17 protein-coding genes and 1 riboswitch are annotated in these 22,707 nt (G+C 74.9%); of the genes, 10 read left to right on the top strand and 7 right to left on the bottom strand.

All coding sequences use genetic code 11. The features are described 5' to 3' along the window. The first annotated feature begins 79 nt into the window (after nucleotides 1-79). Nucleotides 80-1,330, top strand: coding sequence for an MFS transporter (locus AC230_RS28535; protein ID WP_049719226.1), 1,251 nt, complete (start codon nucleotides 80-82; stop codon nucleotides 1,328-1,330). 29 nt (nucleotides 1,331-1,359) lie between these two features. Here AC230_RS28535 and AC230_RS28540 read toward each other — a convergent pair whose 3' ends face one another. Continuing rightward, entirely contained in the window at nucleotides 1,360-1,770 is a 411-nt protein-coding gene (locus AC230_RS28540; RefSeq protein WP_053161404.1) for a winged helix-turn-helix domain-containing protein, read from the bottom strand. Nucleotides 1,771-2,064: 294 nt separating this feature from the next. On the opposite strand from AC230_RS28540, the gene AC230_RS28545 reads away from it, so the two are divergent. The 7 genes from AC230_RS28545 (at nucleotide 2,065) to AC230_RS28575 (ending at nucleotide 10,858) form a co-directional block, all read left to right on the top strand. Beyond that, nucleotides 2,065-2,862: a DUF6227 family protein gene (locus AC230_RS28545; protein WP_049719227.1), complete on the top strand. Its 798-nt coding sequence runs from the start codon at nucleotides 2,065-2,067 to the stop codon at nucleotides 2,860-2,862. A 181-nt stretch (nucleotides 2,863-3,043) separates the two neighbouring features. Then, nucleotides 3,044-3,247, top strand: coding sequence for a cold-shock protein (locus tag AC230_RS28550; RefSeq protein ID WP_049719228.1), 204 nt, complete (start codon nucleotides 3,044-3,046; stop codon nucleotides 3,245-3,247). 122 nt (nucleotides 3,248-3,369) lie between these two features. Continuing rightward, nucleotides 3,370-5,136, top strand: a complete 1,767-nt coding sequence (locus AC230_RS28555) for a DEAD/DEAH box helicase (protein ID WP_078871641.1) — start codon at nucleotides 3,370-3,372, stop codon at nucleotides 5,134-5,136. A 325-nt stretch (nucleotides 5,137-5,461) separates the two neighbouring features. Continuing rightward, the gene (locus tag AC230_RS28560) at nucleotides 5,462-6,640 is read left to right on the top strand and encodes a PP2C family protein-serine/threonine phosphatase (RefSeq protein WP_078871642.1); all 1,179 of its coding nucleotides are present in this window, start codon (nucleotides 5,462-5,464) and stop codon (nucleotides 6,638-6,640) included. Nucleotides 6,641-6,810: 170 nt separating this feature from the next. Further along, a riboswitch (cyclic di-AMP (ydaO/yuaA leader) is annotated at nucleotides 6,811-6,959 on the top strand. Nucleotides 6,960-6,971: 12 nt separating this feature from the next. Continuing rightward, nucleotides 6,972-8,153 (top strand): M23 family metallopeptidase, encoded by a 1,182-nt coding sequence (locus tag AC230_RS28565; protein WP_241833391.1) that lies wholly within the window; start codon nucleotides 6,972-6,974, stop codon nucleotides 8,151-8,153. A 171-nt stretch (nucleotides 8,154-8,324) separates the two neighbouring features. Then, the gene (locus tag AC230_RS28570) at nucleotides 8,325-9,887 is read left to right on the top strand and encodes an MFS transporter (RefSeq protein WP_338399832.1); all 1,563 of its coding nucleotides are present in this window, start codon (nucleotides 8,325-8,327) and stop codon (nucleotides 9,885-9,887) included. Nucleotides 9,888-9,916: 29 nt separating this feature from the next. Continuing rightward, nucleotides 9,917-10,858 carry an aldo/keto reductase gene (locus AC230_RS28575; RefSeq protein WP_049719229.1) on the top strand — a complete coding sequence of 314 codons (942 nt, stop codon included), beginning with the start codon at nucleotides 9,917-9,919 and terminating at the stop codon, nucleotides 10,856-10,858. A gap of 54 nt (nucleotides 10,859-10,912) precedes the next feature. Here AC230_RS28575 and AC230_RS28580 read toward each other — a convergent pair whose 3' ends face one another. Beyond that, complete coding sequence (locus AC230_RS28580; protein ID WP_422125649.1) at nucleotides 10,913-11,242, bottom strand: hypothetical protein; 330 nt, start codon at nucleotides 11,240-11,242, stop codon at nucleotides 10,913-10,915. 257 nt (nucleotides 11,243-11,499) lie between these two features. On the opposite strand from AC230_RS28580, the gene AC230_RS28585 reads away from it, so the two are divergent. After that, nucleotides 11,500-12,444 (top strand): YDG/SRA domain-containing protein, encoded by a 945-nt coding sequence (locus tag AC230_RS28585; RefSeq protein WP_078871643.1) that lies wholly within the window; start codon nucleotides 11,500-11,502, stop codon nucleotides 12,442-12,444. A gap of 57 nt (nucleotides 12,445-12,501) precedes the next feature. Here AC230_RS28585 and AC230_RS28590 read toward each other — a convergent pair whose 3' ends face one another. The 4 genes from AC230_RS28590 to AC230_RS28605 form a co-directional block, all read right to left on the bottom strand. Continuing rightward, nucleotides 12,502-13,863 (bottom strand): PrsW family intramembrane metalloprotease, encoded by a 1,362-nt coding sequence (locus tag AC230_RS28590; RefSeq protein ID WP_049719232.1) that lies wholly within the window; start codon nucleotides 13,861-13,863, stop codon nucleotides 12,502-12,504. A 40-nt stretch (nucleotides 13,864-13,903) separates the two neighbouring features. After that, nucleotides 13,904-14,623: a tRNA (guanosine(46)-N7)-methyltransferase TrmB gene (gene trmB, locus AC230_RS28595; RefSeq protein WP_078871690.1), complete on the bottom strand. Its 720-nt coding sequence runs from the start codon at nucleotides 14,621-14,623 to the stop codon at nucleotides 13,904-13,906. 272 nt (nucleotides 14,624-14,895) lie between these two features. Then, on the bottom strand, nucleotides 14,896-16,116 hold the full coding sequence (gene lhgO, locus AC230_RS28600; protein WP_049719234.1) for an L-2-hydroxyglutarate oxidase: 1,221 nt from the start codon (nucleotides 16,114-16,116) through the stop codon (nucleotides 14,896-14,898). A gap of 150 nt (nucleotides 16,117-16,266) precedes the next feature. Further along, complete coding sequence (locus AC230_RS28605) at nucleotides 16,267-17,706, bottom strand: NsdA family TPR-like regulatory protein (protein WP_049719235.1); 1,440 nt, start codon at nucleotides 17,704-17,706, stop codon at nucleotides 16,267-16,269. 665 nt (nucleotides 17,707-18,371) lie between these two features. On the opposite strand from AC230_RS28605, the gene AC230_RS28610 reads away from it, so the two are divergent. Beyond that, the gene (locus AC230_RS28610; RefSeq protein WP_049719236.1) at nucleotides 18,372-20,495 is read left to right on the top strand and encodes an asparagine synthase-related protein; all 2,124 of its coding nucleotides are present in this window, start codon (nucleotides 18,372-18,374) and stop codon (nucleotides 20,493-20,495) included. A 49-nt stretch (nucleotides 20,496-20,544) separates the two neighbouring features. Here AC230_RS28610 and AC230_RS28615 read toward each other — a convergent pair whose 3' ends face one another. Further along, nucleotides 20,545-22,701, bottom strand: coding sequence for a sigma-70 family RNA polymerase sigma factor (locus AC230_RS28615; protein WP_049719237.1), 2,157 nt, complete (start codon nucleotides 22,699-22,701; stop codon nucleotides 20,545-20,547). Between the last annotated feature and the right edge of the window lie 6 nt (nucleotides 22,702-22,707).

Below are 22,707 nucleotides of genomic sequence, written 5' to 3' on the forward strand. Positions count from 1 at the left end.
CCCTTTGCCGTAAAGGCCCGTTCACCGTCCCTTAGCGTGACAGGTCCGCCCGTGACATGCCGGAGGGACCGGGGCCGACATGGGGTACATACGGCTGCTGCGCAGACGGCCGGTGCGCGTGTTGTGGCTCTCGATGACGCTGTCCGTCATCGGTGACCGCCTCTACGCGATCGCCACGATGTGGATCGTCTGGGAGTCGACGCACTCCTCGCCGCTCACCGGCCTGGTCGCCGTCGCGGAATCACTTCCGTACGTCGTCCTGGCCGGTGCCCGCGAGGGGGTGGCCCGGTTCATGCGCTGGCGCGCGCTGGCCCGGGTGGACGCGGCACGCGCGCTCCTCGCGCTGTCGGTGCCGCTGCTGTGGACGCCGGACGGCACGGGGCTGACGGTGCTGCTGGGGCTGGTGCTGATGCTCGGGGTGCTCGGCGCCGTCTTCGACCCCAACCTCGGCGCGCTCATCCCCCAACTCGCCTCCTGCGACGGGGTGGTGGACCTCCACGAAGTGAGCGGGCTGTTCGACCTGACCGCGCGGATCGCCGCCGTCGTCGGCCAGGGGAGCGTGGGCGCCGTCCTCCTCCTCGTCCCCGAGATCCAGCTCTACGCCATCGACGGGCTCACCTTCGCCGTCTCGGCGGCCGCCCTGACCTGGCTCGGCCGCCACGCGGCCGGCGTCGTGGGGCGCGCCGCGGCGCAGCGTCCCCCGGCGGCCGGCCGGCGGCTGCTGCGCGCCCACCGGCCGGTGGCCGCCGCCGTCGCGGTGAGCGGGGTGGCGCAGTTCGCGGCGGCCGTGCCGACGGTGGGGCTGCCGCCGCTGATCGCCGTCCGGCTCGGCCAGGGCGCCGCCGGGTACGGGCTCACGCTCGCGGCGACGGCGGCCGGGGCCCTGGTCGGCAATCTGCTGACCCCCGGCCTGCCGGCCGGTCGCCGCTGGCTGGGCACCTACTGCGCCGCCTGGGTGCTGTCCGGGGTGGCGCTCGCCGGCCTCGGCCTGGCCACCACGCTGACGGCGGCGGTGGCGCTGTGCGTGGCCGGCGGACTGCTGTTCCCCGTCACGGCGGTGACGCTGCGGGCCCGGCTCTCCCGTTTCGCGCCCGCCGAGCGGGTGGCGCTGCTGACCGCCCATCAGTCCGTCACCCGCGCGGCGGGCGCCGCCGGCCTGCTGCTCCTGCCGTACGCGGTGGACGCGGCCCCGGGCGGCTCGTTCGTCGGGGCCGGGCTCCTGCTGTCCGTCCTCGCCGCGGCCGGCTGGTGGCTCGGCCGCCGGCCCACCGGGCGGGCGGTCCCGACCGCCGACGGCAGCGGGGCGGCCGAGCACGGGCTGGCGGGGTGAGCGGGCGCGGGGGCGCCGCCGTCGCGCCCTCACGCCCCGGTGCGGGACGCCGCCGGGCCGAGGCGCGACGGGTCGTAGGCGTACCCCACGTGCCGGACGGTCAGGATCGTCTCCCGGTAGCCGGGGCCGAGCTTGCCGCGCAGACGGGCGATGTGCACGTCCACCGTGCGTCCGCCGCCCAGGGCCGTCGGCCCCCAGACGGACGCCATCAGCTGGCGCCGGGTGTGCACCTGGAGCGGCCGCGTGACCAGGTGCGCCAGGAGCTCGAACTCCACGAAGGTGAGCCGGATCTCGCGCCCCCCGGCGACGGCGGTGCGGCGCTTGTAGTCGATCGTGATCCCGTCGGCGGCCGGGGCGGCCGCGTGCCGGCGGCCGTGGGCGGCGGCCGGGGCGGGGTGCGGGAAGTGGTTCCGGAGGGCCCGCGGGTAGTGCAGGGACATGGCCGTTCCTCCTCTGACCCGTTGGGGGAGGCGGTCACCTCCCGCGAGTAAGAAGGAAGCGGAGGCGCGGGGGTTGCCTCGGGGCGCGGGCGTACGGGACCGGCGTGCGGTGAACTCCCTTGCGCCGCACGTCCGATGGGCGCGCCGGGGCCGTGCCGCGTGCCCCGTCCTCGGCCGGGCGTTCGGCCGTCCTCCGTCCGGCGGCGGATAACGGCAAACCCCGCCCCCGCCGCGTGCCCGCGCCGCTACGGTAAGTGCGCGAGGTGCGCAGGAGCGGGCCGGGAGGTCGAGGGCATGGAGCAGACGCACACGGGCGGGGGCGAGGGCCGCGCCGAGCCGACACCCGCCGAGCACGTGGCCGCGCTGCTGGCGCGCGCCCAGAACGGCTTCGAGATCGCCGAGCCCCTGCTGGAGCGGCTGCGCACGGCCCTGATGCACCAGGCCGAGCTCCGCTCGTACCGCCAGCGCAACGACGGCTCCCGCCCGCTGCGCTGCCACACCTACCGGCACGTCTTCCTGCTCGCGGACGGCAGCAGCCTGCTGCTCCACGAGCTGGAGCACGACACGGGCCCGGAGGGCCGCTTCCAGTACGAGCTGTACGCCCGCGAGGACGCCCTCGACGAGGCCGAGCGCCGGGTGCACGAGCGGATCGGCGGCGGCATCGGCCCGGGCCGCGAGGACGAGGAGCTGCCGGCCTGGCTCGCCGAGGAGCTGCTGCTGGCCATGGCCCCCGGCCGGCCCCGCCGCGAGTACGTCTCCGAGGCGTCGCCCGACCACGCCCGCCGGCTGCTGCGCCGCGCGGAGAACCAGGACGGGCCCGGCGAGGTGGTCGGCGAGATCCTCCAGGGCGCCCTCGGCCACCACATCGCGCTGATCACCAAGCCGCGGCGGCGCGGGCCGGGGCGGGACGCGACCTGGTGCCGCTTCTACGAGCACGCGTTCCTGCTGGAGGGCGGGGGCGAGGTGTCCCTCTGGGAGCTGGAGCACAATCTGACCTCCGACGGCCGGCTCGTCTGCGAGGTCTACCTCGACGAGGCGGACGCCGAGGTGGCGGCCGACCGGCACGCGCGGGCGCTGGGGGTCGACTTATGAGGGGGTGCGGCGCACGGAGGGTGTGGTACGGTTGTTCGAGTTGCAGTTGTGGTACCCATGAACTCGTGTGCGCCTCGGTCATGTAGCCGATGGCGCATTTTTGTTTATGCCGGCCCTGCCGGCTGCCGGTCCGTTCCTTCGTACCGGCGCGGTGCCCACCCCATTCCGCTAGGAGAAAAGCATGGCTACCGGCACCGTGAAGTGGTTCAACTCCGAGAAGGGCTTCGGCTTCATCGAGCAGGACGGCGGCGGCCCCGACGTCTTCGCCCACTACTCGAACATCGCCGCCCAGGGCTTCCGTGAGCTGCTCGAGGGCCAGAAGGTGTCCTTCGACGTCACCCAGGGCCCGAAGGGCCTGCAGGCGGAGAACATCGTCAGCATCTGACGACCCCCGCAGTACGAGGCGATGGGGCCCGCACCACTGGGTGCGGGCCCCATCGTCGCCTCGTCGCCCGTCCCGTTCGCCATCGCTTCCGCACCAGCGCGCCCAGCCAGGGAAGGTCCTTGATGCCCAGCTCAGCCCGCCCCGCCCGACCGTCCCGCAGCACCGCTCCGAGCGGCGGCGGCCGGCCGGCGCGCCGTCGGCCGGCCCGTCCCGCCGGGGGCGCGGCGCCGTCCGAGGCCGCGGAGTTCGCGGTTCCGGTGAGCACGACGCCGGCGCTCCCGCCCGTGGCCGCCTTCGCGGACCTGGGCCTGCCCGCCGCGCTGCTGTCCACGCTGACGGCGCAGGGCGTCACCGAGCCCTTCCCGATCCAGGCCGCCACCCTGCCCAACTCGCTGGCGGGCCGTGACGTCCTCGGCCGGGGCCGCACCGGCTCCGGCAAGACCCTGGCCTTCGGCCTGGCCCTGCTGGCCCGGACCGCGGGACGCCGGGCGGAGCACCGCCGTCCGCTCGCGCTCGTCCTCGTGCCGACCCGTGAGCTGGCCCAGCAGGTCACCGACTCGCTGGCGCCCTACGCGGCGGCGCTGAAGCTGCGTACGGCCACGGTCGTCGGCGGCATGTCCATCGGCCGGCAGGCCAACCAGCTCGCGCGCGGCGCCGAGGTCCTGGTCGCCACGCCGGGCCGGCTCGCCGACCTCATCCAGCGCGGCGACTGCGCGCTGGGCGACGTGGCGATCACGGTCCTCGACGAGGCCGACCAGATGGCCGACATGGGCTTCCTGCCGCAGGTCACGCGGCTGCTGGAGCAGGTGGCCCCGGGCGGTCAGCGGATGCTCTTCTCGGCCACGCTCGACCGCAACGTCGACCGGCTCGTCCGCCGCTTCCTCAGCGACCCGGTCACGCACTCCGTGGACCCGTCCGCCGGCGCGGTGGTCACCATGGACCACCACCTCCTGCACGTCGAGGACGTCGAGGCGAAGCGGGGCGCGGTCACCCGGATCGCCGCCCGCGAGGGCCGCGTGATCATGTTCGTCGACACCAAGCGCGGTGCCGACCGGCTGGCCAAGCGGCTGCTCTCGGAGGGCGTACGGGCGGCCGCGCTGCACGGCGGCAAGAGCCAGCCGCAGCGCAACCGGACGCTGGAGCAGTTCCGCACCGAGCAGGTCACCGCGTTGATCGCGACCAACGTCGCGGCCCGTGGCATCCACATCGACGGCCTCGACCTGGTCGTCAACATCGACCCGCCCGTCGACCACAAGGATTACCTCCACCGCGGTGGCCGGACGGCCCGCGCCGGCGAGTCCGGCACGGTCGTCACCCTCGTCCTGCCCGAGCAGCGCCGCGAGATGACGCGGATGATGACGACGGCGAAGATCAGCCCCCGGGTGACCCGGGTCGCCCCGGGCGACGCGGAGCTCTCCCGCATCACGGGTGCCCGTGAGCCGAGCGGTGTTCCCGTGACGATCCCGGTCCCGGCCCAGCCGGCGGCTGCGTCGAAGGGTGCGCCGAAGGGCGCGGGGGACGGTCGGGGCCCGGGCTCGGGCTCGGGTGCAGGCTCGGGCTCGGGCTCGGCGAAGGGTTCGTCCCGCTCGAAGGGTGCGGGCCGGGGCTCCCGCGGCCGCGGCCGCGGGAACGGCGGCGCGGCCCAGGCCGCCTCGTCGGGCCGCGCCGCCCAGACGACCGGTTCCGACCGGACCACCATCGGTTCCGACCGGACCACCACCGGTGCGGGCCGGACCGCCGGTACCGGCCGGACGACTGGTGCGGGCCGGACGGGCCGTGCCACGCTCCCGCCCGGCGAGACCCCCCGCTCCGGCGAGGCCCGTCCCGCCCGGACGGCCGAGTCCGCCTCCCGCCCCCGGAGGGCCCGCACCCGCCGGCCGAGCGTCTGACGACCGGAGCGCCCGGCCCGGGCAGGCGTAGCCGGGGCCCGGTGCCGGGCGTCTCCGAACCCACCCCCCACCCGGCCCACCCCCACTGGCCACCCCCTCCCGCCCGGGCCATCGTGGGACGAGAACCCTCGCGAGGGTGAGCGTCCCCGAAAGGGAGCCCGGGGCGGGGGCGCCCCGCAAGGAACCGCGAGGCGGAGCGCCCGGAGCGGGACCGCGCGGAGCCCGCCCTCCACGTGACGCCCCCGCAGAACCCGCGCGGACGCGGCGTGCGCAGAACCCGCACGGCACCACCCCGCGAAAACCTCACAACCCGCAGGAGAACACGGTGGGGAAGCGAGAGGGAGGAGAGGCCGCCGCTCGGGACCCGGCGGTCGTCACCCCCACCCGCCCCAACCCCCTCTGGCGAGCCGCCTGCTGGCTCCCCGCCCTCCTCCTCGTCGCCGGCGAGGTCTTCGCCTCCCTCACACCCCCCAACTACAACTCCGCCCCCTTCTTCACCGCCGCCCCCCTCGTCGCCGCGTCCCTCCTCTCCGCCCGCGCCACGGCCGTCGTCGCCGCGATCGCCGTCCTCGCGTCCGTCGACATCACCGTCCACCGCGGCTCCCCGAGCACCGGCGAGTCCGTCACCGAGAACGTGACGGTCCTGACCGTCTCCCTCCTCGCCCTCGGCATCAACCGCGTCGTGCGCCGCAGCGACAGCCGCCTCCGGTCCGCGCGCGGCATCGCCGAGGCGGCGCAGCGGGCCGTGCTGCCCGTGCCGCCCGCCCGCGTCGGCGGCCTGCGCATCGCGGCCCGCTACGTCGCGGCGCAGGCGGACGCCGGGATCGGCGGCGACCTGTACGCGGTGCAGGACACCCCGTACGGCGTCCGCCTGATCGTCGGCGACGTCCGCGGCAAGGGACTCGGCGCCGTCGAGGCCGTCGCCGTCGTGATCGGCGCGTTCCGCGAGGCGGCGGAGCAGGAGCGCACCCTGGACGGCGTGGCGCACCGGCTGGAGAGCGCGCTCCGCCGCGAGGGCGACCGCCGGGCGAACCTCGACCAGTTCGAGGGCTTCACCACCGCCGTCCTCGCCGAGGTCCCGCACGGCGGCACCCGCCGCCTGCGCCTGGTCAACCGCGGCCATCCGCCCCCGCTGCTGCTCCATCCGGACGGCTCGGTCGGCGAGACCCACCCGCGCACGCCCGCGCTGCCGCTGGGCATGGGTGACCTGGGGGAGGGGGACTGGCCGGACCGGGTCGAGGAGTGGGACTTCCCGCCGGGCACGACGCTCCTGCTGTTCACCGACGGGGTGACGGAGGCGCGGGACGCGGCCGGCGTCTTCTACGACCCGCGGGAGCGGCTGACGGGACTGCAGTCCAGGAGCCCGGACGGCCTCCTGGACTTCCTCGCGGCGGACGTGGCCCGGCACGCGGGCGGACACACCGACGACGACATGGCCCTGCTGGCCGTCCACCGCGTCGACGGCCATGGCCGTGACCACCTGAGGGCGCACCCGGGGCGTTGAGGGCGCGCCCCCCGGCACGCTGCATCACGGGTGACACACCATCAGTGCGGAACGCTCCCCGTTCTCTCCGAGCGCCCCCCGGATTCACGCTTTCGGCTTGGAAACCACCAGTCCTGTCTATTAACGTTCGATAACGCAACGCGGTCCTCCACCGCCACAAGAGGCGGCGCCGCGCGCCTTCGCCGAATCCCGTGGACACCAGAGGGAACCGGGGAACCACCAACCCGTGGGGTGCATCGGACGGTCCTCGGGCCGGCCCGTAGGAGACCTTCCTCCTCCGAACCCGTCAGCTAACCCGGTAGGCGAGAAGGAAGGAAAGGAGAGCGCCCCCGTGGCGTCCAACAGCCCCACAGGCGAGGACAGTTCGCACGTCTCCTGGCCGGGACCGGATCCTTCCGGCGAGCCGGCTCCCGACGGCCGGGGCCCGGTTGCGGACGGCGAGGGCCCGGTCCGCGGCCGGCACCGGGTGCCCAGGCAGCGCGGCGGCACGATGGCCCGCGGCGGCGCGGTGCTCGGCGCCGGAGTGATCGCCGCGGTCGGCGCGGGCGCCGGCGTGGCGACCGCGCAGGAGCGCCCGGCCCCGATATCCGTGCCGGACGTGGATCCGGCGGCGGGCGGGGGCGTGTACGCGTCCGCGTCCGGGGACGAGGACGCCACCGCCGCGACGGCGGCGACCGGGACCCGGCCGCATGCGGAGGCCCAGGCCCAGGCCGATGCTCAGGCTCACGCCGCGCCCCAGGGCCCGGCCGACGCCGGCGAGGCGCTGCGCGCCCGCATCCTCCAGCAGGCCGACCCCGCCGCCCACCACGACGCCGCCGGGTCCCCCGCCCAGGAGCGGGCGGCGGCCGACGCCCAGCGGATGGCCGCGGCGAAGGCCCGCGCGGCCGCGACCCAGGCGGACCAGGCCGTGGCGCACGCGCGGCAGACCGCGGCGGGCGCCGGCCACCAGGCCGGCTCCGCCGTCCGGGGCGCCGCGCACCACTCCGCGGAGGCCGCCGCCCGCGCCGCCGCACAGGCCACCGGCCCGCAGACCACCGCCACCCGGCAGGCCGCCGCCAAGGCGAGCAAGGCCCGGGCCGAGGCCCGGCGCGCCGCCGAGGGCATGGCGCGCGCCAAGCACCGCTACGTCCTGCCCGTCTCCTCGTACCGGATCACGGCCCGGTTCGGTTCGCACGGCGGCATGTGGTCGCACCGCCACACCGGCACCGACTTCGCCGCCCCGACGGGCAGCCCCGTCAAGGCCGTCAGCGGCGGCCGGATCACCCACGCCGGCTGGGCCGGCTCGTACGGCTACCGCATCGTGCTGCGCCTCGACGACGGGACGGAGCTGTGGTTCTGCCACCTGTCGTCCATGGTCGTCACCCACGGCGAGGTCGCGCCCGGCCAGGTCATCGGCCGGGTCGGGGCGACCGGCAACGTCACCGGTCCGCACCTGCACCTGGAGGTCCGCCCGCACGGCGGGCACCCGGTGGACCCGCTGCACTGGCTGCGCTCGAAGGGCCTGCACCCCTAGAACCCGGGACGGGCGCCTGCGAAGCGCGCTTGCGCAGGGCCCGGCGGAGGGCCCCTTCGACCGGGGTGAGGCGCGCGGGGGAGCTCGTACGAGCCCCCGCGCGCCGTTGTTTTCCCGGTGGGTACCCGCCACGCCTCTCTGCGGAATTTTGCCGCGAATGTTCCGTGGACGATCGGGAACTCAGATGGTGTGACGACCGCGACCATCAGCACTTCCGTGCCTTCACGCCTGGACCGGCTGCCCTGGTCCCGGTGGCACTGGACCGTGGTGATCGGCCTCGGCACCGTCTGGATCCTCGACGGCCTGGAGGTCACGGTCGTCGGCAACATCGCGGGGCGCCTCTCCGAGCAGGGCAGCGGCCTGCCCATCACAGGGGCCCAGGTCACCGGCGTGGCCGCGGCGCTCTACGTCTCGGGCGCCTGCGCGGGCGCCCTCTTCTTCGGCCGGCTGACCGACCGCTTCGGGCGAAAACGGCTGTTCATGGTGACGCTCGCCGTCTACCTGGGGGCGACGGCGCTGACGTCGCTCTCGTACTCGTCCTGGTGGTTCTTCGCCTTCCGCTTCATCACGGGCTTCGGCATCGGCGGGGAGTACGCGGCCATCAACTCGGCCGTGGACGAGCTGATTCCGGCCCGTTACCGGGGCCGCGTCGATCTCATCATCAACGGCAGCTTCTGGCTCGGCGCCATCGCCGGATCGCTGCTCGCGATATTCCTGCTGGACACCCGCCTCTTCCCGAAGGACGTCGGCTGGCGGCTGACGTTCGGGCTCGGCGTCGTCCTCGGCCTCGTCATCCTGCTCGTCCGCCGGCACGTCCCGGAGAGCCCGCGGTGGCTCTTCATCCACGGCCGGGCGGACGAGGCCGAGACGCTGGTCGACGCGATCGAGCGGCGCATCGAGGAGGAGAAGGGCACCCCGCTCGAGCCGGCCGCCGGCACCATCACCATCCGCCAGCGCAAGAGCACCGGCTTCCGCGACATCGCCCGTACGGTCTTCACCGACTACCGGCGCCGCGCCGTGCTGGGGCTCGCGCTCTTCATCGGCCAGGCGTTCCTCTACAACGCCATCACCTTCGGCTTCGGGGAGATCCTCACCAAGTTCTTCGGCGTCTCCACGTCGCGCACCGGCTACTTCTTCGCCGTGATAGCGGTCGGCAACTTCCTGGGCCCGCTCTTCCTGGGCAAGCTGTTCGACACCGCCGGCCGGCGCGTCATGATCTCGTCCACCTTCCTGCTCTCCGGCGCCCTCCTGTTCGTCACGGCCTGGCTCTTCGACGCCGGGCTCCTGACCGCGTTCACGCTGACCGCCTGCTGGTGCGTCGTCCTCTTCTTCGCCTCCGCCGGCGCGAGCAGCGCGTACCTCACCGTCTCCGAGGTCTTCCCGACCGAGACCCGCGCCATGGCCATCGCCTTCTTCTACGCGGTGGGCACGGCGGCGGGCGGCATCAGCGGCCCGCTGCTCTTCGCCGAGCTCACCAGCAGCGGGGTCGTCGGCGACGCGGTCCTCGCCTTCCAGATCGGCGCGACGCTGATGTGCCTGGCCGGGGTGGTCGCCGCCTTCCTGGCCGTCCCGGCCGAGGGCCGCGCCCTGGAGGACATCGCCACGCCGCTGTCCGTGCACACCGAGCCCCTGCCCGCGAGGGCCCTGGTCGACTGGCCCGCGCCGCCCACGCCGCCCACGCCCCCCGCACCTCCCGTGGAACGGCCCGGCCGGCCCGGCTGTCCCATGGAATAACCGGGCCGGCGGCCACGCTGGCAGACAACATGACCCAGAACCGGAAGATCGGCAGTCTGTCCGTCCACCCGCTCGCCCTGGGCGGCAACGTCTTCGGCTGGACCGCCGACGAGCAGCAGTCCTTCGCCGTCCTGGACGCCTACGCCGAGGCCGGCGGCAACTTCGTCGACACCGCCGACGTCTACGCCGCCTGGGCCCCCGGCAACGTCGGCGGCGAGTCCGAGACCGTCATCGGCAACTGGATGGCGGCCCGTGGCAACCGCGACGACATCGTCGTCGCCACCAAGGTCGGTGCCGGCATCCCCGAGAAGCGCGGCCTGTCCGCCACGGCCGTCAGAGAGGGCGTCGAGGGCTCCCTCCGCCGTCTCCGCACCGACCGCATCGACCTCTACTACACCCACTACGACGACCCGTCCCTGCCGGTCGAGGACTACCTCACCACCCTCGACGCCCTGGTGAGGGAGGGCAAGGTCCGCGAGATCGCCGCCTCCAACGTCACGGCCGAACGCCTCGCCGCCGCCCTGGAGTTCTCCGACTCCGCCGGCCTCGCCAAGTACGTCGCGATCCAGCCCGAGTACAACCTCGTCTCCCGCGACACGTACGAGGGCCCGCTCGCCGACGTCGCCGCCCGCCACGGCCTGGCCGCCGTCCCCTACTACGCCCTGGCCTCCGGCTTCCTCACCGGCAAGTACCGCCCCGGCACGACGGTCGACAGCGCCCGAGCGGAGGGCGCCGCCAAGCACCTCGCGACGGACCGCGGCCTCCGCGTCCTCGCCGCCCTCGACGAGGTGGCCGCGGCACACGGCGTCGAGGTGGCCACGGTGGCCCTCGCCTGGCTCGCCTCCCGCCCCACGGTCGCCACCCCCCTGGCCAGCGCCCGCACCCCCGAACAGCTCCGCCCGCTCCTGGCGTTGACGGACCTGAAGCTGACGGAGGAGGAGCTGGAGCGCCTGACGGAGGCGTCGGAGTAACGGGGATTCCCTGCCATGGGGCCCGGGGTGAACCCCTGGGCCCCGCCCGTCACATCAGCCCTTCGCCGCTGTCCGCTCCACGGCCCACGACGCCCCCGCCACAACTCCCGTGACCCCCAGCACAGAAGGCCACGCCCCCACCTTCTTCGCCAGCGGATGAGATCCCGCGAACCCGGCCAGATACAGCCCGGTCAACGCCGCCGCCTTCCCGGACCCCACCTTCCCGGCCCACTGCCGCGCCGCGACCACCCCGGCAACCCCCAGCGCGACCCCGCCCAACGGCCGCTTCTTCGTGACCCGGGCCACGCTGTATCCCCCGACCAGCCCGACCGCAGCCGTCACAGCCGCCGGAACCCGCGTCACTGCACCAGCAATCCCTGCCATAGCGGCAACCTCCGCATCAGAGTCATCAGCAGACGTCATACGTAAGCCTGCCTCCGAGGCTAGCTCCCGCCCCCACACAGGTCCCGAGCAGCCCACCCGCTACTCGGCCACCGCTGGGGGTGTCCGAGCAAGTGCCCCCGCAGTCGGGCAGTTCGGGGGCGGGAGCCGCAGAAGCCCCTGCCACGCAGGCCGCCAGGGAAGAATCAGCTCGACGCCCCCGTACACCGTATTGAGCGGTCACTTGGCAGTATGCGTGCATGACGAAGGCGAATCCGGTGAGCTTCGGTACCCCTCCAGGCGTGGTCGAAGGCCAGTGGTTCAAGGGCCACGCGGAGCTGCATGCAGCGGGGGTGCATCGACAGCTTGGGCAGGGGATCTCGGGTACGGCCCGGGAGGGGGTCGATTCGATCGTCCTCTCGGGCGGCTATATCGATGATGTAGATGGCGACTTGGAGATCATCTACACCGGCGAAGGCGGGCGGGACCGGGATACGGGGCGGCTCGTAGCCGATCAGACCATGGATTCTCCCGGCAACGCTGGCCTCCTCCTCAACGAGGCGCTGGGCCACCCGGTGCGGGTGATCCGTGGCTTGAAGATCAGTAAAGGTAAGCGGCGCCGAGCGATGGGTGGTTATGAGTACCGCGGCCTTTACCGTGTCGCTGACCACTGGATGACCGTGGGCAAGGAAGGCTTCCGCGTCTGTCAGTTCAAGCTCGTCAAGCTTGCTCCCGGCGAGATCGCCGAGCCGAAGCCCGTCTCTCCCGATGGAGCTTCTGATACGCCGCTCGAAGAGCAAGTGCGGCGGGTGGTCACCTCTGAGCGGCTGCTACGCGACTCCAGGGTCGTCAGGGAAGTGAAGAGGCTCTACAACAACACGTGCCAGATCTGTGGACTCCGCATGGTCGTCTCGCCAGGTGGCGAAGCGTACAGCGAGGCCGCCCACATTCAAGCTCTGGGGAAGCCCCATAACGGGGATGACGTGGTGGAGAACGTGTTGTGCCTCTGCGCCAACTGCCACGTCCGATTTGATCGGGGGGCTCTGCAACTGACCGATGGTTTCGAGGTCATCGACGGTCTGACGCAGAAGGCCGTCGGCCTCCTGCGGAAGGTCAAGGAGCACCAGGTAAGGCTGGATTGCATTCGCGCTCATCGGGCGCGATGGGCTGATCGAGGAGTCCTTGGCGAGGGCACCGACGCCTAGTCCTGACGTTACTTCGCGTGCTGATTCCCCGGCGCTCCACGGGGAATCAGCACGGCGTCACCGACGTTCCCCGGGCCCTGAACCGTAAGGCTGTCGCTGCCAGACTGGGCCCGCTGCCGCGGGTGGAGTCGGGCTGTACGGGCCCGCCACCCCGTACGACGGGGGCGTCATAACGGGGCGGACCACCGACAACGACGCCCGCTCCAGCGCCGGTTGGGCGACGGCCCGGCGCTGCCACAGGTGGTACAGCAGCTCCTGCTCCCGTGCCGGGAAGTCGGTGTCCATGCGGCCCGCGTAGGCGCGCTGGCGGAGGAAGGCCAGTGACGTGGCGAAGGAGATGTACTCCGCGACGGCGTGGGCCGCGGGCTTGCCGCCGTGGCGTTTGGCGACGTCGCGGGCGATCGCGCGGGCCCGCATCGACGAGAGGGCCAGTGGCTCGGGCGGGGTGAGCCAGCCCGCGGCCTGGTACTCCGGGAGGTGGGTGCGGATGGTGCGGAGTTCGGTCTGGCGGGACCAGATGGTCAGCCAGGTGAGGGTGCCGAAGACCGGGACCATGAACAGGGCGTAGACGATGAGGAAGCCGAGGCCGGGGAGGGAGGCGGAGCCGTTCCAGACGGAGTGGAGGACCATCGCCGTGAGGAGGCCGACGCAGGGGATCAGGGTGCGCAGGGCGCGGCGGTGGGCGGGGAGGGCGGCGGCTATGCCGAAGCCCAGGCCGGTCATGGAGGTGAAGAGGGGGTGGGCGAAGGGGGACATCAGGACGCGGACGACGAACGTGGCCGCGGTGGTGGTGAAGCCCGAGGCGCCGAAGGACTGGTCGGAGGCGTAGGCGTTGCCGAGGTAGAGGATGTTCTCCGTGAAGGCGAAGCCGGTGGCCGTCATGCCGGCGACCACCACGCCGTCCACGGTGGTGTTGAAGTCCCGGCGGCGGTAGAGGTAGAGGAGGAGGATGGCCACGGCCTTGGCGGACTCCTCCACCACGGGGGCCACGAAGGTCGCGCCGAAGGAGCCGGCCTCCTCGCGGTGGGCGATGTCGATCGTGTTCATGAGCCACTTCGTGGCGTAGCCGTTCGCGAGGAGGGCGACGAGGGTGGCCGCGCAGGCGCCCCAGGCGAAGGCGAAGACCAGGTTGCGCCAGGGCTTGGGCTCGACGCGGTCCATCCAGCGGAAGGCGGCGATCAGGAGTGGGACCGGGAGGACCGCCAGCCCCAGGCCCACCAGGAAGCCCGCCGTGCCGGTCTGCTCGCGCACCAGGGCGAGGATCAGCAGGCCGCACAGGGCCAGCAGCAGGACGAGCGTGCCGGCGCGTACGGCCTTGTTGTCCCAGAGCGCGCGGCGGGGGCGGTAGTGCCGGAAGGCCGGGGCGGGCGGCGGGGCTATAGGGCCCGCGGGGGCGGGCCGTTGCTGGGACTCATGCACCCGTTGACCTTAACCACCGCCGGACGGGCGACGGGCGGCTTTAGGCGCGGCGGAACAGCAGGTCGCGCACCACGTGGCCCTTCTCCAGGCCCTGGCCCTCGAAGCGGGTCAGCGGGCGGAACCCGGGGCGCGGGGCGAAGCCGCCGTCGGGCTGGGTGTTCTCGAAGCCGGGGGCCTCGGTCAGGACCTCCAGCATCTGCTCCGCGTACGGCTCCCAGTCGGTCGCGCAGTGGAGCAGGGCGCCGGGGGCCAGCCGGGTCGCGGCCAGGGCCAGGAATTCCGGCTGGATCAGCCGGCGCTTGTGGTGGCGCTTCTTGGGCCAGGGGTCCGGGAAGTAGACGCGGATCCCGGCGAGGGACTCGGGGGCGAGCATCTCGCGCAGCAGGATGATCGCGTCGCCGTTGGCGACCCGGACGTTCGTCAGGCCGTTGCGCTCGGCGAGCGCGAGCAGGTTGCCCTGCCCGGGGGTGTGCACGTCGCAGGCGAGGATGCCGGTGCCGGGGGCGGCGGCGGCCATCTGCGCCGTGGCCTCGCCCATGCCGAAGCCGATCTCCAGGACGACCGGCATGGCGGGGTCGCCGAAGAGCTCGCCCAGGTCGATCCGGCTCAGGCCGTCGATGTCCAGGCCCCACTTCGGCCACAGGCGGCGCAGCGCCTCGCCCTGCCCGGCCGTGACGCGGCTGCGGCGCGGCTGGAAGGAGCGGATGCGGCGCTCGTGGTGCGAGCCGGCCGGGTCCGGGGCCGGGCCGTCAGGGAACATCGGCTCCCGGCGTCGGCCCGGGGCGGGGACGGCGGGGGCGGTGGTCTGCTGGGAGGCCGTGGCGGCGTGGTTCTCGGACACAGTCCTTCCATAGTACGGGCGTGCCGGAAGCGCCTCCCGGTGCCGAATGCGCCCTCCTGTGCCGAATGCGCCTTCCGGTTCCGAAGAGCCTTCCGGTCCCGAAGAGGCTCCCGGTTCCGAAGAGGCTCCCGATCCCGAAGAGCCTCCCGGTTCCGAAAGCGCCCCAGCCCCAGCCCCAGCGCCTCCAGCCCTCAGCGCAGCTCCGCCAGCACCCTCCGCGCCACCTCCCGCCCGATCGGCAGGGACGCCGTCGCGGCCGGGGACGGCGCGTTCAGTACGTGCACCATGCGCGGCGAGCCGGCGAAGAGGAAGTCGTCGGCCAGCGAGCCGTCCCGCAGGACCGCCTGGGCGCGGACCCCGGACGGGGCGGGTATCAGGTCGTCGGCGGTCACGCCGGGGAGCAGGCGCCGGACCGCGGCCGTGAAGGCGGGCTTGGAGAGGGAGCGGCGGACCTCGTCGGCCCCGTACCGCCAGTGGCGGCGGGCCAGCCGCCAGACGCCGGGGTACGCGGCCGTGCCGGCCAGCTCGGCGGGGCGCACGGCCCGCCACGCGTACCCCTCGCGGGCCAGGGCGGGAACGGCGTTGGGCCCGAGGTGGACGCGGCCGTCGACGCCCCGGGTGAGGTGGACGCCGAGGAAGGGGAAGGCCGGGTCGGGCACCGGGTAGACGAGACCGCGGACCAGGGCCCGGGCGGCGGGGGCCAGCTCGTAGTACTCCCCCCGGAAGGGGACGATCCGCATGCCCGGGTCGTCACCGGCCAGCCGCGCGATCCGGTCGCTGTGCAGCCCCGCGCAGTTGACCAGGGCGCGGGCCCGGAGCACCGTGCCGTCCGCCGTACGGACCGCGACGGCGGCGCCGCGTCGGCCGATCACGCGGACCTCCGCCCCGTACCGCACCGACGCCCCCGCGTCCTCGGCGAGGCGGGCCAGGCACGCGGCGACGGCGCCGAAGTCGCAGACGCCCGTGGTGCCGACGTGGATGGCGCCGATGCCGCGCACCTCCGGCTCGAACTCGGCTATCTGGGCGCGCCCCAACTCCCGTACGGGGATGCCGTTCTCCCGGCCGCGCTGGACGAGGGCGTGCAGGCGGGGCAGCTCGGCGTGGTCCGTGGCGACGACGAGCTTGCCCGTGACCTCGTGCGGCAGCCCGTGCTCGGTGCAGAACTTCACCATCTCCGCCGCGCCCTGCACCGCGAACCGCGCCTTCAGCGAACCCGGCCGGTAGTAGAGCCCGCTGTGGATCACCCCGCTGTTGCGCCCGGTCTGGTGGCGGGCCGGGCCGGGCTCCTTCTCCAGCACCACGACCCTCGTGCCCGGCGCGGCACGCGTGAGCGCGTAGGCCGTCGACAGGCCCACGATGCCGCCCCCGATCACCAGCACGTCACCGTCGTACGCCGCGTCGTACGCCGCCATTGGGTCACCTCCCCGCGCTCCCCGCACCGACCGCCGGTACCCGCTCTCGCCGACTCACGGTCCCTATGATGACGTGCGCCACTGACAACGGGCCGAAACATCCCCGGACCAGGGACGATGCGCGAGCAACGGCGCCGTGGCGCCCAGGAGTCAGACCGCCGTCGTCATCGTCAGCAACGGCCGCGCCCGCTCCCGCAGCTCCACCACCCGCGGCTCGTTGCCGTACGGCTCCAGCCGGTGCAGCAGGTCGCGGACGTACTCGGTGGTGCGCGCCGAGGAGATGCGCCCCGCGACCTCGACCGCCCGCACCCCCGCCGCGCACGCCGCGTCGAGGTTGCCGGACTCCAGCTCGGCGACGGCCGAGACCACCAGCCGCAGCCCGTGCGAGCGCACGAACTCCTCCGTGGGCCGCGACAGCGCCTGTTCGGTGAAGCGCTGCACCTGCCGCGGCATGCGCAGGTCGCGGTAGCACTCGGCGGCGTCCGCGGCGAACCGCTCCTGGGTGTAGAAGTCCAGCCAGGACGGGTCCGGGTCGCCGGAACGCGCCCGCTCCAGCCAGCCCTCGGCGGCCTTGAGCGCGGCCCCGCAGGCCGGCTGGTCGCCCGCCTTGGCCTGGGCGCGCGCCTCGACGAGGCGGAAGAAGCTCATCGTGCGGGCCGTGGCCAGGCCGCGGTTGCGCTCCAGGGCGGCCTGGGCGAGGTCGACGCCCTCGTCCGCGTAGCCGCGGTAGGTGGCCTGGAGGCTCATCGAGGCGAGGACGTAGCCGCCGAGCGGGACGTCGGCGGCGGCGCGGGCCAGCCGCAGGGCCTGGATGTAGTACCGCTGCGCGGCCTCCTGCTGGCCCGTGTCGAAGGCCATCCACCCGGCGAGGCGCGTGAGTTCGGCCGTGGCGCCGAAGAGCGCGCGGCCCACCTCGTCGGTGTACGAGCCGAGGAGCAGCGGCGCGGCGTCGACCCGCAGGCACTCCGGCACCATCGACGAACGCCAGTCGCCGCCGCCGTACTTGGAGTCCCAGCGGCGCGCGTCGTCCGCGGCCTCCCGGAGCTTGGCGACGTCGCTGTGGCCGACACGTTGCGGGAGCCCGCAGTCCGGGACGGTGCCGGCCGCCTGCTCCGGATCGCGCGCCACCGAACTGTCGGCCGGGGTTATCAGCCAGCGCGAGGCGGGGGTGGAGTACGCGCTGACGGAAAACGAACCGGCGAGACTCTGCCAGATGCTGCCGCCGCCGCGCCGGCCGGCGGCATCCAGCCGGTACAGCTCGGTCGCGGAGCGCACCGCCTGGCCGACATCGCGCGGGAACGCGAGCCCCACCTCCGGTGCGGGGTCCGCCTCGGCGAGCCCGATCTCGTGCAGCGGGACGGGCCGGCCGAGCTTGCCCGCTATCGCCGCCGCGATGAGGTGCGGGGCCGCGCCCTGCGGGACCATGCCCTTCGACACCCAGCGGGCCACGGACGTCTTGTCGTACCGGAGCGTCAATCCCCGCTGCGCACCGAGGTCGTTGACCCTCCGCGCCAGACCGGCGTTGCTGATCCCCGCGAGAGCGAGGACGGTGCCCAGCTTCTCGTTCGGTCCGCGTGGCTCCCTGGACATGCGCACCCCTCGGCAACAACGATGCCCGCCCCGGCATAGGCGCGGGGCATTCGTAAACCCAGCGTAGTTCCCCACATCCCGACCGTTAAGGGGCGTTGTCCCGGATGGCGAGATTCTGGTCCGCATGCGCGTGCACCGAGGGGCACGTGCTCCGGCTGTGTGTGGCCGTGCGCCCGCCGTGCGCCTTGTATCCGCCATCGCCGGGGCGGTTCCATGGGTGTCGCGTGGGTCGGCCCGCTGACTGGATCCAGTGGGCTGGGGGAAGCCGTCGCCTCATTCCCCGCGGGCGGCGGACCGGTCCGGGAGGTGCGGCTCGCGCCTCCCGGACTGCGCCGTTGCCCGCCCCGGAGGGGCCGGAAAATGCGCCGCGGCACGGCAGTTGAGGGGCCGGTGGGCCCCGCCGGCCGCCGTGCCGAAAACGGCCGGATCCGGTCGTGCGCCCGCCCCGCCGGACGTCCGGCGCGTCCGCCGAACCGGTTTCATACGCCGTCAACCGTGGCAGCATGGTGTGCGCACGGGCCAGGACGTGACGCCATTTCGCCCCGGTTCGGGGCCCGTTGACGTATCGAGGGTGATCGGGAGTCGCCCGTTCCATGTCGCGTCGTCCGCCTCGCTGTGCATGATGACTGCTACCCGATGGTTGTCCACAGCTTGTGGAGGCGGCGATGCGCTGGTTGGTGGGGTGGAGCTGCACCGCCTCCGGGGCCGGCTCCGGAGGCGGCGCCCCGGCCGTGCACCCCGTGGGCGCCCAACTCCTGTGGGAGGAACCGGATCCGCTGTGGGCCGTCGGCGACTGGCGGCCGGACGAGGTGCGCGTCGTCCACGCCGACGGGGGCCCGTCCCGGAACTCCTCCTTCGTCACCCGGCTCGCCGTCCTCGGCCGCTGCGGCGCCGACGACGACCAGTTGCGCGCCGGGCTGCTCGCCGCGCGCGGCGGCGCGCTGCGCCATCTGACCGCCTGGCCCGGCAGTTACACCGCCGTCGCCCAGATCGGCCGCCGCATCACCGTCGCCGGGGACCTGGCCGGCGCGCGGCCCGTCTTCCACACGGCCTGGGCGGGCGGCACCGCGTACGCGACCGCCGCCCTGCCGCTGGCCGACCTCGTCGAGGCCCAGCTCGACGTGGGGTACCTCGCCGCGTTCCTCGCCTGCCCCGACTCCCCGGAGGCGCTCGGCGACGGCACGCCCTACGCGGGCGTGCGGCGCGTACCCCCGGGGCACGCGCTGATCGTGCGCGACGGCGCCCGGGACGTCGTGGGGTACGAGCCGACCGCCTCGCTCGCCGTCGCCGCCCCCGAGGCCGACGCCCAGCAGGCCGTCGAGGGCGTGCGCGAGGCCCTCGTCGAGGCGGTGCGCACCCGCTTCGCCGCGCCGCGCCACGCGCCGGACCTCGCCACGGGGTTCCCCGGCGGCCGCGACCCCGGTCCCGTCCCCGGCATGGGGCCGGCCTTCCGGCGGGCGGCGCGCGGCGTCCCGGCGCCCGGCATCGGCGCCGACCTCTCCGGCGGCAGCGCCTCCGCCACCCTCGCCCTGCTCGCCGCCGGGCTGCCCGGCCTGCCGGGGACGCCGCCGGGACACGGCGCCGGGGCGGGCGAGCGGCTGCTCGTCGTCACCTTCAACGACCTGGTGGCGGGCGGCGGACGGGCGCGCGAGTCCGAGCTCGAACGGGCCCGCGCGCTGGCGGCCGATCCCCGGCTCCACCACGTCGTCGTGGCCGCGGCCGAAGAGGCCCTGCCCTACGCCGACTTGATGAGCGGCCCGCTCACCGACGAGCCGGGGCCCTCCCTCGTCACCGCCGAACGCCACCGCCGCCGGCTCGCCGCGGGCAGCGCCGACCACCTGACGGGGCACGGGGCGCGGCAGGTGCTGGACGCCCATCCGGCGCGGCTGGCGGATCTGCTGATGGGCCGTCGCAGACGGCATCTGGTGCGCCCGGTCACGGCGTTGGCCCGCGCGGCCGGTCCGGCGGCGCACTCGGCGGTCGTCCCCTTCACGGTCTACCGGGCGGCGCGCCGGCTGGCGCGCACCTCCTGCCGGGAGGGGCTGGAGGAGGTGGCCGCCCGGCTGCTGTCCTCCGGGGCCGCCGCCGCGGGCGGCGCGCCGGGCGGGGCCGTGGACGCCTCGCTGGCGGCCCTCACCTGGTGCCGGCCCGGGCCCGCGGCGCGGTGGCTGACGGGCGAGGCGCTGGCGGAGGTGTCGGTCCGGCTCCAGGCCGCGGCCGTGCGGCCGTCGGGGCCACCGCGGCGGCCGGGGGAGCAGCGGGCCGCCGCCGCGCTCGGCCGGTACGCCGCCGACCACCGCGTGCTCGAACAGGCCGCCGAGATCCGGGGGCAGCGGCTGCACGCCCCCTTCCTCGACAACCAGGTCGTACGGGCCTGCCGCGCGCTCCCCGAGGCGCTCCGTGTTCAACCCGGGGCGCGCGCGGCGGTGTTGCGCGCGGTCCTGTCGGGCTCGGGCATCCGTGACCTGCCGCCAGGCTGGGGGGCCACCTCGCACGCGGCGCACGCCGCGGCGGTACGCGCCGGCCTGCGCGCCTACGCGGCCCCGCTGGGGCAGCTCTTCGACGCACCGCTGCTGGCGGACGCGGGGCTGGTCGAGTCGGCGGTCGTCCGGGGGGCGCTGCAGGCCGCGGCGGAGGGGGCGGACCTTCCACTGGACGGGCTGGCCGAGATCGTCTCCGTGGAGGTGTGGCTGCGGAGACTGCTCGCGCGGCGGGGCACGTGCTGGACGGGCGCGGGGGCACCGAGGCAGCGGGCGGTGGCGGGGGGTGTGGTGCGGCGGAGCCTCTGAGAGAGGGGTGTGCCGGAGCGTGCGAGGGAACGGTGGCCCAAGGGCCTTCCTACGAGCAGACCAGCCGCGCCAACGCCCAGTCCGCCAACGCCACGTCCCCGTACGGCGACACCCCCTCCACCTCCAGCCGGACCTTCCGCCGCCCCTCCAGCGGCACATGCACCGGCACCGCCGCGTCCCCGCTCCGCAGCAGCTCCGACTCCCACAGCCGCTCCCCGTCCCCGAGGACGGAGAACCGCACCGCGCCCGTCCCGAGCGACAGGTCGTCCACCCCGGCCATCGCGTCGTACTCCGTGCAGGGCCGGTTGAGGTCGAGGGCGACGGAGGAGGTCGTGCCGACGCTGACCCCGTGCAGGTACGTATGGCCGCCGACGCGCAGCCCGTCCCGCTGCCACATCAGGCTGCCCTCGTCGATCCGCACCTCCGGCTCCCGGTCGTCGCCGCCGTCCCCCAGCGCGTCGAAGTCCAGCTCGTTGAGGTGGTGGACGGTCACGGGCGCCGGCGGGACGGGCTTGGGCGGTTTCGGGCGCGGCGGCGACGGCGTCGGACGGGGCGGGGGAGCGGGCCGCGGCGGATGCGGCGGACGTGGCGGGGACGGCTCCGGGCTCGGTGTCGTGGAGGACGGCGGGGCCGGGGTGGACGGCGCGGGGGAGACGGCGACGGCCCGCGCGGCCACCCGCCGCGGCTCGGCCGGAGCCGCCGGTGAGGACGGTGGCGCGGAGGGCGGCGCGGTGGGACGCGGCGGGGGCGTGGGCTCCCGCCGGTGCGACGGCGCGACCGGAGCGGCCGGGCGCCGGGCCTCCGGCTTCCGCGCCGGCCCTCCGGAGCCGCCGGCCAGCGCGTAGGCGAGCACGGCACCCGCCGTCAGCACCGCCCCGGCGCCGAGCGCCACCTTCGCGGGCGCGCCCAGCCCCTCACCGGCCGCCGCGCCACCGGCGGACCCGGTGCCACCGGAACCCGCACCGCCCGCCGCCGCACCCGCCCCGGCGGCTCCCGCCGCCAGCCCCGCGACGGCCTTGGCCGAGGCGCCCGCGGTGAACCAGCCGACGACCGCCACCGGCAGCACCGCGCGCAGCCGCGCGTTGACGTCGGCGAGTTCGAGGGCGGCCGTACGGCAGCGGGCGCACTCGGCGAGGTGCTTGCGCAGCCCGCGCTCGGCCCGCATGCGCAACCCGCCGCGCGCGTAGGCGCCGAGCCGGTCCGCGTACTGGGCGCAACTGCCCGCCGAGGTCAGCGAGGTGCTGACGTGCGCCTGCAGATACGCCTGGCGCAGCCCCTCGCGGGCCCGGTGGGCCAGCACGGCCGTGGCGTTGGCAGTCAGCCCGAGCAGCGGCGCGACCTGGCTCGGCGACTCCTCCTCGACGGTGGTGTGCCAGAGCACCATCTGCCACCGCTCGGGCAGGCTGCGGAACGCCTGCACCGCGAGGGACGTCTCGGCCTGCCGCATCGCGTGGACCTCGGCGCCGGAGGCGTCGTCGTCGCCGCCGTCCGCCGCCGAGGCGGCCGCGACGGCGAAGTCCGCGAAGTCCTCGACGAGGTGCTCGCGGCGGGCCGTCTTCGCCCAGGCGGCGGCGACACGGCGCACGGTGGTGAGCAGATACGCGCGCACCGCCGTGTCCGGCCCCGCGCCCCGCCGCACCGCCTGGAGCGTGCTCGCGAAGACCTCGTTGGTGAGGTCCTCGGCGGTGTGGACGTCGCGACAGCAACTCCTCGCGTACCCGCGGACCGCGTCGGCGTGCCGGCGGTAGAGCAGGGCGTAGGAATCCGCCCCCGGGTCCTCGCCGTCGCGCAGCCGGGCGATCAACTCGGCGTCGGACGGCGGGGTGTCCCGTTCATCGGGTTCATCCGGCTCGTCGCCGGACTCTCCCGCAGATTCGGCAGCCTTGCCGTCGGCGCCGCCGGCGCCGTCACCGGGGTCGCCCCGGCCGCCGTCCTCGCCCGGCGGGTTGTCGGCCCGCGCCTCCGCGTCGCGCGGCTCCGCCTCCGGCTGCCCGGGGGCGTCGCTCGGCGAGCGCGAGAGAGCGGCGTCGAAGGCGCCGCCCCACGCGCTCCCGCGCTGCTGGGGCAGGCTCGGCCCGCCGCCGTGGTGGCCCCGCCCGCGACCGCGCGGACCGCCCTGGCCCGGCACGCCGGGCACAGCGCGGTGCGACGCCGCGGAGCCCGACTCCTCGCTCCCGTACGGCTCTTCCCGCCCGTCAACTCCCATAGCGGA

Origin of the sequence: Streptomyces caatingaensis, assembly GCF_001187435.1 — a bacterium.
Classification (GTDB): Bacteria; Actinomycetota; Actinomycetes; order Streptomycetales; family Streptomycetaceae; genus Streptomyces; species Streptomyces caatingaensis.

Coding starts and splice junctions, on each gene's coding strand:
- AC230_RS28535 (WP_049719226.1), top strand. CDS start 80: ATGGGGTACATACGGCTGCTGCGCAGACGGCCGGTGCGCGTGTTGTGG.
- AC230_RS28540 (WP_053161404.1), bottom strand. CDS start 1,770: ATGTCCCTGCACTACCCGCGGGCCCTCCGGAACCACTTCCCGCACCCC.
- AC230_RS28545 (WP_049719227.1), top strand. CDS start 2,065: ATGGAGCAGACGCACACGGGCGGGGGCGAGGGCCGCGCCGAGCCGACA.
- AC230_RS28550 (WP_049719228.1), top strand. CDS start 3,044: ATGGCTACCGGCACCGTGAAGTGGTTCAACTCCGAGAAGGGCTTCGGC.
- AC230_RS28555 (WP_078871641.1), top strand. CDS start 3,370: ATGCCCAGCTCAGCCCGCCCCGCCCGACCGTCCCGCAGCACCGCTCCG.
- AC230_RS28575 (WP_049719229.1), top strand. CDS start 9,917: ATGACCCAGAACCGGAAGATCGGCAGTCTGTCCGTCCACCCGCTCGCC.
- AC230_RS28580 (WP_422125649.1), bottom strand. CDS start 11,242: ATGGCAGGGATTGCTGGTGCAGTGACGCGGGTTCCGGCGGCTGTGACG.
- AC230_RS28585 (WP_078871643.1), top strand. CDS start 11,500: ATGACGAAGGCGAATCCGGTGAGCTTCGGTACCCCTCCAGGCGTGGTC.
- trmB (WP_078871690.1), bottom strand. CDS start 14,623: ATGTTCCCTGACGGCCCGGCCCCGGACCCGGCCGGCTCGCACCACGAG.
- lhgO (WP_049719234.1), bottom strand. CDS start 16,116: ATGGCGGCGTACGACGCGGCGTACGACGGTGACGTGCTGGTGATCGGG.
- AC230_RS28605 (WP_049719235.1), bottom strand. CDS start 17,706: ATGTCCAGGGAGCCACGCGGACCGAACGAGAAGCTGGGCACCGTCCTC.
- AC230_RS28610 (WP_049719236.1), top strand. CDS start 18,372: ATGCGCTGGTTGGTGGGGTGGAGCTGCACCGCCTCCGGGGCCGGCTCC.
- AC230_RS28615 (WP_049719237.1), bottom strand. CDS start 22,701: ATGGGAGTTGACGGGCGGGAAGAGCCGTACGGGAGCGAGGAGTCGGGC.